General features: G+C 41.4%; 13 protein-coding genes and 1 pseudogene. All 14 read left to right on the top strand.

Features of this window, described 5'->3' with window-relative positions:
* The first annotated feature begins 432 nt into the window (after positions 1-432).
* The 14 genes and pseudogenes from BVE84_RS10940 to BVE84_RS03685 all read left to right on the top strand — a co-directional run bounded on the left by BVE84_RS10940 (position 433) and on the right by BVE84_RS03685 (position 13,511).
* A complete protein-coding gene (locus BVE84_RS10940) occupies positions 433-600 on the top strand; it encodes a hypothetical protein (RefSeq protein ID WP_167366955.1) in 168 nt (55 codons plus the stop codon).
* 1,338 nt (positions 601-1,938) lie between these two features.
* Positions 1,939-2,346, top strand: a complete 408-nt coding sequence (locus tag BVE84_RS03745) for a hypothetical protein (protein WP_076995752.1) — start codon at positions 1,939-1,941, stop codon at positions 2,344-2,346.
* Positions 2,343-3,617 carry a hypothetical protein gene (locus BVE84_RS03740; protein WP_076995751.1) on the top strand — a complete coding sequence of 425 codons (1,275 nt, stop codon included), beginning with the start codon at positions 2,343-2,345 and terminating at the stop codon, positions 3,615-3,617. Before BVE84_RS03745 ends, BVE84_RS03740 begins: the two co-directional genes overlap by 4 nt.
* A 147-nt stretch (positions 3,618-3,764) precedes the next feature.
* The gene (locus tag BVE84_RS03735; protein ID WP_076995750.1) at positions 3,765-4,172 is read left to right on the top strand and encodes a hypothetical protein; all 408 of its coding nucleotides are present in this window, start codon (positions 3,765-3,767) and stop codon (positions 4,170-4,172) included.
* Positions 4,172-4,480, top strand: a complete 309-nt coding sequence (locus BVE84_RS03730; protein WP_076995749.1) for a hypothetical protein — start codon at positions 4,172-4,174, stop codon at positions 4,478-4,480. Before BVE84_RS03735 ends, BVE84_RS03730 begins: the two co-directional genes overlap by 1 nt.
* Before the next feature lie 119 nt (positions 4,481-4,599).
* The gene (locus BVE84_RS03725) at positions 4,600-5,007 is read left to right on the top strand and encodes a hypothetical protein (protein WP_076995748.1); all 408 of its coding nucleotides are present in this window, start codon (positions 4,600-4,602) and stop codon (positions 5,005-5,007) included.
* Positions 5,004-6,281, top strand: a complete 1,278-nt coding sequence (locus BVE84_RS03720) for a hypothetical protein (protein WP_076995747.1) — start codon at positions 5,004-5,006, stop codon at positions 6,279-6,281. The genes BVE84_RS03725 and BVE84_RS03720 overlap by 4 nt, the downstream gene beginning before the upstream one ends.
* Positions 6,263-6,655 (top strand): hypothetical protein, encoded by a 393-nt coding sequence (locus BVE84_RS03715; protein ID WP_076995746.1) that lies wholly within the window; start codon positions 6,263-6,265, stop codon positions 6,653-6,655. The genes BVE84_RS03720 and BVE84_RS03715 overlap by 19 nt, the downstream gene beginning before the upstream one ends.
* Before the next feature lie 74 nt (positions 6,656-6,729).
* Positions 6,730-7,038, top strand: coding sequence for a hypothetical protein (locus tag BVE84_RS03710; RefSeq protein WP_135017423.1), 309 nt, complete (start codon positions 6,730-6,732; stop codon positions 7,036-7,038).
* Positions 7,039-7,830: 792 nt separating this feature from the next.
* Positions 7,831-8,562, top strand: coding sequence for a CpsB/CapC family capsule biosynthesis tyrosine phosphatase (locus BVE84_RS03705; protein WP_076995744.1), 732 nt, complete (start codon positions 7,831-7,833; stop codon positions 8,560-8,562).
* A gap of 8 nt (positions 8,563-8,570) precedes the next feature.
* A pseudogene (locus BVE84_RS03700) lies at positions 8,571-9,270 on the top strand (Wzz/FepE/Etk N-terminal domain-containing protein).
* 148 nt (positions 9,271-9,418) lie between these two features.
* Positions 9,419-10,102: a polysaccharide biosynthesis tyrosine autokinase gene (locus BVE84_RS03695; protein ID WP_076995743.1), complete on the top strand. Its 684-nt coding sequence runs from the start codon at positions 9,419-9,421 to the stop codon at positions 10,100-10,102.
* A gap of 470 nt (positions 10,103-10,572) precedes the next feature.
* Positions 10,573-11,940, top strand: coding sequence for a sugar transferase (locus BVE84_RS03690; RefSeq protein ID WP_076995742.1), 1,368 nt, complete (start codon positions 10,573-10,575; stop codon positions 11,938-11,940).
* Between the two features lie 314 nt (positions 11,941-12,254).
* On the top strand, positions 12,255-13,511 hold the full coding sequence (locus tag BVE84_RS03685) for a nucleotide sugar dehydrogenase (RefSeq protein ID WP_279625864.1): 1,257 nt from the start codon (positions 12,255-12,257) through the stop codon (positions 13,509-13,511).
* Positions 13,512-13,743: the final 232 nt, after the last annotated feature.

Raw genomic sequence — 13,743 nt, 5'->3', positions numbered from 1 at the left:
GATACAAAGGGCGTATAAAAAGCGACTGAAAATAGGAGGTTGCCGCAGTGTTCAATTAAGATGTGAGGACGTTAAAAGGTCTAAGTGAAAATAGGATTGAAACAGTTCGGGGAACTGTTTCAACGGTCACCTAGAAATAAGAAAGTGACCACAGAAGTCTGAGCTAGGAAATAGGAAATCTGACGAAAAACGTTTGAACACCTAATTAACTTCGCTCTTTCGTTTTTAGGCTCAGGTAGAAATAGTCACTTCCCTGACTATTTCTATCCCCAAAGGGTTTCTTGAGACGGAGGTTCAAAAATAAAGGATGAAACTCCAAAGGAGCTTACTTTCGTCTGCAAGACCATATCGTGAAGTAGGGCAAGGCTTGAGCGAGTTTGAAGAGTAGCCCCTTGATTTTCATTGAGAATAAGAAAGAAAAGGAGGTTTTAGATGCCGAAAAAAAATGAATTATTAGAAAGTGATATTGAAGAGCGAATCAGTGAGGCCCGTTATCAAAAAGGGGACGAAGAAAAGAGCAAACAGTCCATATTTTATTTAATCGTAGTTGTCCTAGTGACCCTTTCTGTCTTATTCCCTCTCCTTCGCTACCTATTGTGAGAAATAAGATACAAAGGGCGTATAAAAAGCGACTGAAAAATAGGAGGCTGCCGCAGTGTTCGAAGAACACAAGAAAGCCTATCTTTTTTCCGAGCTTTTAGCCCGAGTTCAATTAAGATGTGAAGCCGTTAAAAAACTCAAAGTGAAAATAGGATTGAAACAGTTCGGGGAACTGTTTCAACGGTCACCTAGAAACAAGAAAGTGACCACAGAAGCCTGAGCTAGGAAATAGGAAATCTGACGAAAAACGTTTGAACACCTAATTAACTTCGCTCTTTCGTTTTTAGGCTCAGGTAGAAATAGTCACTTCCCTGACTATTTCTATCCCCAAAGGGATTCTCAGCTGTAATCAACTAAAGCTGAAACAGCTGCCTATCTTTTTTCCGAGCTTTTAGCCCGAGTTCAATTAAGATGTGAAGCCGTTAAAAAACTCAAAGTGAACATAGGATTGAAACAGTTCGGGGAACTGTTTCAACGGTCACCTAGAAACAAGAAAGTGACCACAGAAGCCTGAGCTAGGAAATAGGAAATCTGACGAAAAACGTTTGAACACCTAATTAACTTCGCTCTTTCGTTTTTAGGCTCAGGTAGAAATAGTCACTTCCCTGACTATTTCTATCCCCAAAGGGATTCTCAGCTGTAATCAACTAAAGCTGAAACAGCTGCCTATCTTTTTTCCGAGGTTTTAGGCTGAACTCAATTCCATAAGATGTGAGGACGTTAAGAAAATGTAAAGAAAAATAGGGAATTGGGGCAGATGACTCCAACAACCGCTAACCTCGCTGTCTAATTTTTAGGCTCGGGTAGCAATAGTCACTTCCCTGACTATTGCTATCTTTTTTCTCACATTTTTAGTCCGAACTCAATTCCACAAGATACAAAGCCCGTTAAGAACTCAAAGCGAAAATAGGAAATACGACGAGTGAAAAGCTCCAGTGGAGGTTTTCAGCTTATTCCTTAAAGGTAGTTGAGAACTTGCCAAAGCAAACTCCTATTTCTCGCCTTCAAAGGTATACCATACCTTTGAAGCTAGGAGTATTTATCTTTTTCGCACAGAGTTTAGGGCGTGTTCAATTCCACAAGATACAAAGCCCGTAAAAACTCCAGTGGAGGTTTTTATTGACTATTAGTCTATTTCCCGCTCTCAACGACCACTTTCCATGGTCTATGGGGAGTGGATTATCTAGCAAAATCAAGCCCAGCCGTTGAGACGGCTGGGCTTGATTGCTTCAATAAAGGAACTGTGATAGATTTCCCTCTAAAAATAGTGTATAATAGTAACAGAGAAGCAAAGAAATCTAAGTAGGCAAGTGCTTAGTCTAAGTAAAGGAGGATGGCGTGAAAAAGCGAGTATCTATTTTGATTCTGATGATTAGTATTTTAGGAGGTCTAGTAATGGTATTTAGTCTGAATGGCGAGAGGCAAGAGTCCGCCGAGGAAAAACGAAATCGAGAATATGAAGTCAGCTTGGTGAAGGCGTTGAAGAATACTTACAGAGATATTGAAGAAATACGCATTAGTAGCCCAGTTTATTCAAACCCACCAGGAGATTGGAGTTGTTACGTAGAAATAGATTTTTTAGATGAGAAGACAGTAGGCTATCACATAGGGCATAGCTTAGGGTATAAGAGGAATGGCTCAGCAATAGCGCATCCAGATGTAGTAGCTATTTTAGATAGATACTATGGTATGACTCATCAACAAATCAGAGTTAGGTTTTCTAATGGAGAGGAGAGGGTTGAATGACATTTAATTATACGGATGAACAACTGAATAATTTAAATAGAGGTAAAAATGTTTATAGCGTCAATTTTGAATATGTTCAACGACGTCAAGGAGATACGAAGCCACCTAAATTAGTGGTTAATAAAGAGACGGTAGATTTATTGCCAAATGAGACCAATGTAATAGTGACTCCAGATACCCAACAATTCAAGGTTATCAAAACCTACTCCGACCCTGAGACAGGATTTGATGGAATGGCAGTGGCTCCTATTGTAGATGGAGAAATTGACTATGCCAGTGTGGCAGTTATTGCAGCCGCAACAGATAATAAGACCATTGATACAAAAACAGCGCTTTTGGGAGAGGGGGATATTAAAAAGAATCATGGATACTATCTGTCCGAGCAGTATACCCCCGCAGAGAAATTTGTCCAATCGGTAATAGATGACCCTAGAGTGCAAGAAGTCACCCAATTATCGGGCTACTCCCAATCTGCCTATATGATGAAGGTTGGTGCAAAATTTGGAATCCCCACTACCACTTTTAATGCCTGGTTTCATTATGGGTCCTTGAGCAAGGAGGAAAAAGACTATATTAAAAGTCATCCGGGCTTATTTGTTGATTACCGAAAGAATAAAGATGTAGTTGTCTGGCTGACAGATGGCAACCATCCCCAAATGGCTGGCTATGATGAGAGTCTAGGAACCATTTATTGGACAGATGGTCTGAGCCATAATGTAGAAGATTGGGAATTTGACGAAGAGACAGGGCGCGTCTTAGATGCCAAGACTGGCAAGCCTATTATTAGCGCTCCTGCCTATGTTTTTGCCCAGAGTGCTCGTCAGATGTTGCAGTTTACCTCCTTAAAATCCAAGTGGCAACAGACAGGTGGCGGTCTGAGTTCGGCTGAGACCATCTTCCTTGATGCAGGTCAAAGTGCTATTGTGGGGTCTTCCATGGCAAAGGCGGCAAAGGCAGGGTTAGAAGAGATGGCAAGCCTAAAGGCTAAGGTAGATAGCGAGGTTGAAGCTCTTTGGAAGGGTATAGATTTTTCCGCCTATTCCCACCTCTCCTACTGGGAGGTGCAGGATATTTTTGCTTCTCAGGGTGTCACATATGAGAGTATCGTTGGCGACTTTCAGGCCTATACGCAAGAAAAAGTCCAGCAGATGGAGGACTTATCCACTACCTTTGATACATTGAATACCCGACTCACTCACCATGTTGAGGAGAGTCTGGCTCTAGACCATCAACTAGCAGGAGAATTTAAGACATGGTACAAGGGACTATAGAGGACTTGACGGTTGCCATTCGTCAAAAAGAGTATGAGCTTCTTCTCTAAATATTATAGTTTTTCCTCTAAAAATAGTGTGTAATAATAACAGAGGAGCAAACAAATATAGGTAGGAAAGTGGTTAATCTAAGTAAAGGAGGATGGTGTGAAAAAGCGAGTATCCATTTTTATTCTGTTCATCAGTATTTTAGGAGGTCTGGTAATGGTATTTAGTCTGAATGGCGAGAGGCAAGAATCTGCCGAGGAAAAACGAAATCGAGAATATGAAGTTAGCTTGGTGAAGGCACTAAAAAATAGCTATCGAGATATTGAGGAGATAAAACTTAGTAGTCCAGATTATTCAGATCCACCAGGAGATTGGAATTGCACTGTTCAATTAACTTTTTCGGATGGACAAGTCATAGAATATTTTTTGGGACATAGTCTATATTTGAAAGTAAATAAATCTGCAATTACTAATGATGTAAATTCTGAGATTTTGTCTAGTCACTATGGGGAAACAAAAAATAAAATAAAAGTTATTTTTTCAAATGGAGAGGAGGCACTGGAATAATGGTTTTCAACTATACAGATGAACAGCTTAATCAATTAAACAGAGGAGAGAATGTTTATAGCGTCAATTCAGACTTTGTCAATCGAAAAATAAAAGAAGGTAAAAAGTATCAGTATATTGTAGATAAGCCAACTAACGAATTACGCCCCAATGAACAAAATAAGATTACAACGCCAGATGGTCAACAATTTAAGGTTATCAAAACCTACTCTGACCCTGAGACAGGATTTGATGGAATGGCGGTAGCTCCTATTGTAGATGGAGAAATTGACTATGCCAGTGTGGCAGTTATTGCAGCTGCGACATAAAATAAGTGAGCTTTTTCTCGGAATATTATAGCTTTTCCTCTGAAAATAGTGTATACTAACAACAGAGAAGTAAAAAAATCCAGGTAGGAAATTGGTTAATCTAAGTAAAGGAGGATGGTGTGAAAAAGAGAGTATCCATTTTTATTCTGATGATTAGTATTTTAGGAGGTTTGGTAATGGTATTTAGTCTGAATGGCGAGAGGCAAGCATCTGCCGAGGAAAAACGAAATCGAGAATATGAAGTCAGCTTGGTGAAGGCACTAAAAAATAGCTATCGGGATATTGAGGAGATAAAACTTAGTAGTCCAGATTATTCAGATCCGCCAGGAGATTGGAGTTGTGTTGTCAAATTGTCTTTTTCAGATGGACAGACAGTCGAGTATAGAATGGGGCATAGTTTGTATCTAAATAGGAACAAATCGGGAGTTGTGACTACGGAAGAATCAGAGATACTATCTATACATGAAGGGAGTACCGAGAACAGGGTAAAAGTATTATTTTCTGATGGAAAGGAGAGTATCGAATGAAGCCATTTCAGTACACAGATGAGCAGTTAAATTTTTTGAATAGAGGATACAACGTATACAGTGTCAATAAAGATTTTGTCAATCGAAAAATAAAAGAAGGTAGAATCTATCAATATATTGTTGATAAACCAAATGATAAATTATTATCTAATGAAAGTAACACAATTAGGATGGCAGATAACCAACAATTCAAGGTTATCAAAACCTACTCCGACCCTGAGACAGGATTTGATGGAATGGCAGTGGCTCCTATTGTAGATGGAGAAATTGACTATGCCAGTGTGGCAGTTATTGCAGCCGCAACAGATAATAAGACCATTGATACAAAAACAGCGCTTTTGGGAGAGGGGGATATTAAAAAGAATCATGGATACTATCTGTCCGAGCAGTATACCCCCGCAGAGAAATTTGTCCAATCGGTAATAGATGACCCTAGAGTGCAAGAAGTCACCCAATTATCGGGCTACTCCCAATCTGCCTATATGATGAAGGTTGGTGCAAAATTTGGAATCCCCACTACCACTTTTAATGCCTGGTTTCATTATGGGTCCTTGAGCAAGGAGGAAAAAGACTATATTAAAAGTCATCCGGGCTTATTTGTTGATTACCGAAAGAATAAAGATGTAGTTGTCTGGCTGACAGATGGCAACCATCCCCAAATGGCTGGCTATGATGAGAGTCTAGGAACCATTTATTGGACAGATGGTCTGAGCCATAATGTAGAAGATTGGGAATTTGACGAAGAGACAGGGCGCGTCTTAGATGCCAAGACTGGCAAGCCTATTATTAGCGCTCCTGCCTATGTTTTTGCCCAGAGTGCTCGTCAGATGTTGCAGTTCACCTCCTTAAAATCCAAGTGGCAACAGACAGGTGGCGGTCTGAGTTCGGCTGAGACCATCTTCCTTGATGCAGGTCAAAGTGCCATTGTGGGGTCTTCTATGGCAAAGGTAGCAAAGGCAGGGCTAGAGGAGATGGCAAGCCTAAAGGCTAAGATGGATAGCGAGGTTGAAGCTCTTTGGGGGAGTATAGATTTTTCCGCCTATTCCCACCTTTCCTACTGGGAGGTACAGGATATTTTTGCTTCTCAGGGTGTCACATATGAGAGTATCGTTGGCGACTTTCAGGCCTATACGCAAGAAAAAGTCCAGCAGATGGAGGATTTATCCACTACCTTTGATACATTGAATACCCGACTCACTCACCATGTTGAGGAGAGTCTGGCTCTAGACTATCAACTAGCAGGAGAATTTAAGACATGGTACAAGGGACTATAGAGGACTTGACGGTTGCCATTCGTCAAAAAGAGTCTGAGCTTCTTGACAGAGAAGCAGACTATGCGCGCACTAACAGATGTCTAGAAGAAAAAATGCGAGATTTATACGACCGCCGTCACTACTTAGCCAATATTTTAGAGCAAGAAGGGGAACGGATGAGGCAATTTCTCATTCACCATGATGCCGGTCAAGAAGAGGCAGAGAGTTTTTATAGGAGGATTTACGAGCTACAAGATGAAGCAGAGAGGACTTATAAGAACCTCTTGTGTGACTTAGAAGAGGAGCTAGAAGAGTCGAAGCGCCTATTTTTCCGCGAGCGCGACCAGCTGGAAACCGAATTACACGACCTAAGGAGATGCTACTATGATGACTAATTATAGTCGTTCAGTTTATCTTTTATTACTTCGTTAACTCACTTTGCCGTACTCTAAGTACAGCCTGCAGCTCGTTGCCTAGTACTAAAAGCAAACTAAACAGACTATATTATCTAAAAGAAGAGGGGCTAGCGCTTGGAGAAATCATCCGCTCCTTACAAAAGGATTCGGCTTATGTGCAAGCTGGCTTGATCCGAAAAAAACATGAGGCGATTAAGCAGCAGTGTGAGACAGATGGCAAGGTCATCGCTTCTCACACGCAAGTCGCAGTAAAGAGCATTTATGGGCAGATTGATACAGCTATCAAAGGAAAAGCTGGGCAGGCGCTCAAAACGGCAATCGATACGACCCTCCCTCAGTATGGCAATATTTTTCTTGAATAGCAGGGTAAGAAGTTGTACCCGCCTACATGTAAACATGACTCCCAATCATCTGTCCGATTCAATAATGGAAGCATAGGCTTTCCTTGTATTTCCGAGTAGGGCTGGGCAAGCCTCAAATGTCAACAGGAATATTGAGATAATCTACAGTATAAAACACATCCAATCAATGCTTTAGCAACAGGATTGGATGCATTTTTTTCTTTGTGGAGTTATTGTCTCTCCTCCAGCGAAGACTATACTTTGTAAGCCCTGTCTTCCACCCTTGATGGTTGATGAGTACGAGCGTAGGAGAGGGGGAGGTACAGGGCTAGTTTTCAAAAAAGTAAACGATTTAGTGAATACGATTTTTGTAAAGTAGGAGGATATGAGGACCTTTTGCAATAGTTTTCTTTTGACAAAATGCCGGGGGGGGTATAATTTAAACCAGTGACTGCCTGTCTTTTCGTTTAATAGCGACTTGTCTCCCAGTCAGTCTCCAATGGATTTATCTGCACACGTTTGTGAATACATATAGGTGCGGATATCAGGTCTGTTGGCTGTAGGAAAATCTATTGGTGTTAGGACAAGTTTTTCAGAAATGTTTAGAGGTGTCAGTCCTTGATTTAGTCTAATCCTCCCTACTAATGTTGGGAAAGAGGAAGGAAAACGAGGATTTGGCAAGTTTTATGTATAAAAATCGCTATCATCATAACAAGTCGGCTGACTCAGGGAAATCCTTTCGAGACCTATGCTATTTCGATGTTGGAAAGAAAGTAGCCTAGAAAGTGATTTGAGTCTTTGTGGGAGAATACGATGATTGACATTCATTCGCATATCATATTTGATGTAGATGATGGACCGAGCAGTCGTTCGGAAACAAGAAATCTATTAGAGGAAAGTTATATCCAGGGCGTTCGTACGATGATTGCCACGTCGCATCGTAGAAAACGAATGTTTGAAGCACCAGAGGACAAGGTGAGGGACAACTTTCAAGTTGTCCAAAAAATAGCCTCAGAAATAGCTTCTGATTTAACCATTCATTATGGCGCTGAACTGTATTACACAAGCGATATTCTGGATAAGTTAGAGCAGGGCTTTTTTCCTACCCTCGCAGGGACTAGCTACGTACTGGTTGAGTTTAGCATGGAGGCTTCCTATAAGGAAATCCAATCAGGTCTGAGCGCTGTCTTGCGTCTAGGACTGACCCCGGTGGTAGCGCATATAGAGCGGTACCATTGCTTGGAGGGGAAGAGGAAGAAGGTTCAAATCCTTATTGACATGGGATGCTATATGCAGATCAATAGTTCCAGTGTACTCAAGGTAAAACGATTTGGTGATAAGGAGCGGCTCATGAAAAAGCGTGCCCAGTTTTTTCTCAAGCACAGGCTGGTTCATTTCGTGGCAAGTGATGTGCATAATACGAGTGACCGCAGAAGTTATATGAAGGAGGCCTACCATCTGCTTTGCCAGCAGTATGGTCAGTCTTATGCCCATCAACTGCTGTATGAAAACCAGCAATTATTATTAAACGATCAACTAATTTAGGAGAAGAAATGAACAAGCAAGTAAACACTGAATTTGAGATAGACCTCTTGGCCTTATTTCGAGCTGTATGGAGGAAGAAGGTTTTTTATTCTTGCGGTCTCTTCTTTGGTAGGCGTTCTTGCATTTGGATACCAAGTGTTACTGGCAACTCCCCAGTATGAAAGTACCAGTCGGATTTACGTGGTGAATCGTCAGAATAATGAGCTGGGAGTTCTGACCAATCAAGATTTGCAGGCAGGAAGTTATCTCGTAAAGGATTATAGGGAAATTATCCTCTCTCAAAGTGTGTTACAAGAGGTTATTGATGACCTCGACCTAGAGCTGACGTCAGAAGGACTGGCTAAGAAGATTAAGGTGACCATCCCTACAGAAACGCGGATCATCTCCATTACAGTGTCTGATCCGAACCCAGAAACGGCAGCTCGTATTGTCAACCTGTTCCGCCAAAAAGCCTCAGAAAAAATGATAGAAGTGACCAAGGCCTCAGATGTGACAACGGTTGATGAAGGCGTTGCAGCTACGACTCCCTCTTCTCCTAAGGTGAAACGAAATACTCTCCTCGCTTTCCTAGCCTCTGCTCTTTTGATGGTGCTTATTGTTCTGATGACAGACATCATTGATGACCGCGTCAGAAAGCCAGAAGATATTGAAGAAGCCATGAATATCCCCCTACTTGGAGTTGTACCACATCTTGATACACTGCAGTAGGACCTTAGTCAAGAAATAGACTGGAACTGAGTTCTACTTTCTAGTCTGCGGTTGATTTTATGAGGGAGTATGAAATGGGCAAGGGATACTGGCTGGCACATGTATGTGTAGATGTTTATAGGTAACAGCACCAAGGATAGGAGAAGTTATGCCATTTTTAACGATAAGTAGGAAGAAATTAGAGGGGTTTAAAAAAGCAGAAGAATATTATAATGCCCTGCGTATCAATATCCAACTGAGTGGAGCAGATATGAAAACGATTGTGATTACTTCTGTTGAGCCAAATGAGGGCAAGTCTATGACATCCAGCTATTTGGCTCTTTCTTTTGCCAAGGCTGGCTACCGAACCTTGCTATTAGATGCAGATATTCGGAATTCGGTCATGACAGGGACCTTTAAAGCGAGGGGGAAAATTACTGGCTTAACCGAATATCTAGTAGGAGCAGCCGATTTATCTCAGGGCTTGTGTGATACGGATATGGAACAGTTATCGGTCATTGTAGCCGGAACAACCTCACCCAATCCGGCAGCTTTATTACAAAGTGATCGTTTTACACAGTTGATGGGTATCTTGCGTCAGCATTATGATTACATCATCGTAGACACAGCACCTGTTGGTGTCGTCGTTGATGCCATCGTTGTGACGCAACAATGCGATGCCAGTATCTTGGTTACTTCGGCTGGCAATGTTCGTCAAAAAACACTCGCCAAGGCTAAAGAACAACTGGAACAGACCCATAAGCCATTTTTAGGGGTTGTATTAAATAAATACCAGCCCCAATCGGCTCAATACGGTATGTATGGTGTCTACGGTAAATATGGAAAAATATAAGATACGAGAGCGTTAAACAACTCCTAGAAAAAATAGACAATCTAAGCAGGTTGTCTTGCAACCAATGATATTTATCCCTAAAGGGATTCCTAGTTGTAATCGGCTAAAGCCGAAACAGCTACCTATCTTTTTTCCGAGGTTTTAGGCTGAACTCAATTACACAAGATGTGAAGCCGTTAAAAAACCGATTGAAAAATAGGAAATCGAAGTAGGTTGTCTTGCAACCAATGAGTTAATCTATCCTCGCTTTCCGATTTCTTAGCTCGGGCTTCTATGGTCACTTTCTTGTTTCTAGGTGACCAGTTGAGGTTCTTGACCAAGTAACCTTTTGATGTTTAAAGAGTATAAAAGATTGTATCAAGCAACGGACTAGATGCCGTTATGAAGTAGAGATAGCATAAATAAAATAGAAGTGAGAAAGGAGTTCATATTGGTAGCCCTTGCCACCAATATACAGATAAGGTAAACAGATGGCTGAGAGAGAAAAAATCCGTTATCTATTACTACTTGTAATGCTTCAACTGGTAATTACCTTTCAAATTGCTACTTACATCAGTAAAATGCCAACAGTGTTCATTACAAACAGTAGTATTATCGTGCTATGTTCTTTGCATATTATAGCGTGGAACATTAGTTGTTATAGTGAGAGTTTTCTTCAAAGGGATTGTGTCAATGAAGGGATTCAAATCTTAAAATACAGTTTATGGCACACGATATTGATTACCGCTACATCTATCTTGCTAAGGGATGTCTTTACGATTTCTTATAGAGGGATGTTCTATTTTGAACTGGCCAATGCAGCTTGTTTTTATATCCTTAGTACCTGTCTAAAAAATGGTTACTTTTTATATTTGAAAATCAGAAAAGGAAGTCGTAAACTACTTGTCGTGACGACTATCGAGCGGGTGAGTGATACTGTCCAAACGCTTACTCACTCCTTCAAACAGTATGGTGATATTGTTGCGATTGCAACGATGGATGGCATCAGCCATCATGAGGGAATCGTATCTATCACAAAAGAGAACTTATTTTCCTATCTGGCAAGTGCCACTGTAGATGAGGTATTGGTCAATCTTTCCATTGACTATCCCATTTACGACTACATTCTTCAGTTTGAGAAGATGGGACTAGATGTTCATGTTGTGCTAAATGAATGCAATCGTTATACTGACAAAACAGAACTAGGAAAATTTGGAAAGCTAAATACCCTCTCCCTCTCTGCGAATGGTCGTCACTATCGCCATCTTTTAGCCAAGCGTCTCTTGGATATTGGCGGGAGCCTACTAGGACTCTTCATCTGTGCAATAGCCTATCTATTTCTCGCTCCTAAAATCAAAAGAGATGGCGGACCTGCTATTTTTAAGCAAGAGCGGATAGGACGAAATGGACGGGTGTTTGATTTATACAAGTTTCGCTCCATGTCTGTTGATGCAGAAAAACAAAAAGAGGACCTCCTTCACTATAATGTGATGACAGGTCCCCTGTTCAAGATGGATGATGATCCAAGAATAACTCCCATCGGTCATTTTATCCGCAAAACGAGTCTGGATGAACTGCCACAATTTTATAACGTTTTGAAAGGGGAGATGAGCCTGGTCGGACCACGTCCACCCACCAAGGACGAGTACCGTCAGTACACCCTGGAGCAGAAGCGTCGCTTGAGTTGTAGGCCAGGGCTTACAGGTCTGTGGCAAATTAGTGGGCGCAGTAATATAACGGATTTTGATGAGGTTGTCAAGCTGGATCTACAGTACCTCGATAATTGGACAATCTGGCTGGATTTCAAGATACTGCTAAAAACGCTAAAGGTAGTCTGGAAGAGAGATGGTGCAAAATAATACTCTTCAAACCAGCTCAAGCGTCGCTTTACCTACTTCACGATGGTTACGTCACCCTATGGATAGCTTTCTGGTTTGCTGTTAGATTTTTATTGGCGGATAATGCGAGCTGTCTAGTAGGAACAAACAGAGTCGAAGGAGCAGGTAGCCACAGCACGACATTTCTGTGCTGATGGGCAACTCTTAGCTAGAGTACAGTCTTTTCGTTTACTTGTTGGAGATGAAACGAGGGCAACTCGTGTCAATAGCGAGAGGCTTGGTCAACAGTCATTAGATTCTTGACGACGTATCCTTTTGATTTTTAAAGAGTATAAATGACTACATCAAATGAAAATAGAAGAGGAGGAGACAATGTGACAGCAAGTAAATCGTTGTCCATAACAGTTGTTGGACTGGGATATGTTGGTCTGAGCCTTGCTACGATGCTAAGCCAGCACTATCCTATCCATGCTCTTGATATTGATGCGAAACGTGTTTCGCTGATCAATGACCGAATATCACCGATTGAAGATAGGGAGATAGGAGCATTTTTCGCAGAAAAGGACTTACAGTTGGTTGCGACCGTAGATGCGTCAGTTGCCTATTCAAGGGCAGATTTGGTCATCATTGCAACCCCTACTAATTATGATACAGAGTTAGCCTCTTTTGACACAAGCTCTGTAGAAGCGACGATTGAACAGGTGTTACACTATCGCCCGAACGCTGTGATTGTGGTAAAGTCAACGGTAGCAGTAGGATTTACCAAACGGATGCGTGAACAGTATCCAACAGCCCACCTTGTCTTTAGTCCAGAGTTTTTACGCGAGACAAAGGCCTTGTATGATAATCTGTACCCTAGCCGTATTATTTTTGGTTTTGACCAAAATGATGACGTCATAAAAGAGCGCCTGGCCATACTGATTGATATGTTGCGAACATGCACCTATAAAAAAGATAGTCCTATTTTGATGATGTCTGATGCAGAAGCCGAAGCCGTCAAGTTATTTTCAAATACCTATCTAGCGATGCGTATCAGCTTCTTTAATGAACTAGACACCTATGCAGAGGTGAATGGGCTGGATACCAAATCCATCATTGATGGAGTAGCGCTCGACCCAAGAATTGGAAACTACTATAATAATCCCTCTTTTGGCTATGGGGGCTACTGTCTTCCTAAAGATACCAAACAGCTCTTAGCCAATTATGAGTCTATTCCGCAAGAGCTGATGAAGGCAATCGTCGATTCAAATACGACGAGGAAGGATTTTATAGCCGAGCGTGTCTTAGAGCAGTTAGCTGGACAAGAGAAGACTGCTATAGTAGGAATTTACCGACTGGTGATGAAATCTCATTCCGATAATTTTAGGGAAAGCTCGATTCAAGGGATTATTGATAGACTCAAGAAACAAAATGTACGCATGCTGATTTTTGAACCCCAGATAGAGGGGCATAGGTGGAACGACCTTCCTGTAACAACAGACTTTGATGTCTTCTGTGAACAGTCGGACCTAATCGTAGCCAATCGCTATGTAAAGGAACTCGATGCGGTCAAAGAAAAAGTCTATACGAAAGATATTTTTAACAGAGATTAGCGAGGGACAGCAGGCAAGACTTGACGAGTAGCAAACTCCGCTGGAGGGCTTCACTCATCAAGATGTGAAGCTGTTAAAAAACCGACTGAAAAATAGGAGATTGACGACGTGTTCGATGAACATAAGAAAGTCTATCTTTTTTCCGAGGTTTTAGGCTGAACTCAATTACACAAGATGTGAAGCCGTTAAAAAACCGACTGAAAAATAGGAGGCTGCCGCAGTGTTCGATGAA

It is taken from the genome of Streptococcus azizii, from assembly GCF_001984715.1.
Classification (GTDB): domain Bacteria; phylum Bacillota; class Bacilli; order Lactobacillales; family Streptococcaceae; genus Streptococcus; species Streptococcus azizii.
This window is presented reverse-complemented; position numbering and strand designations above follow the sequence as displayed.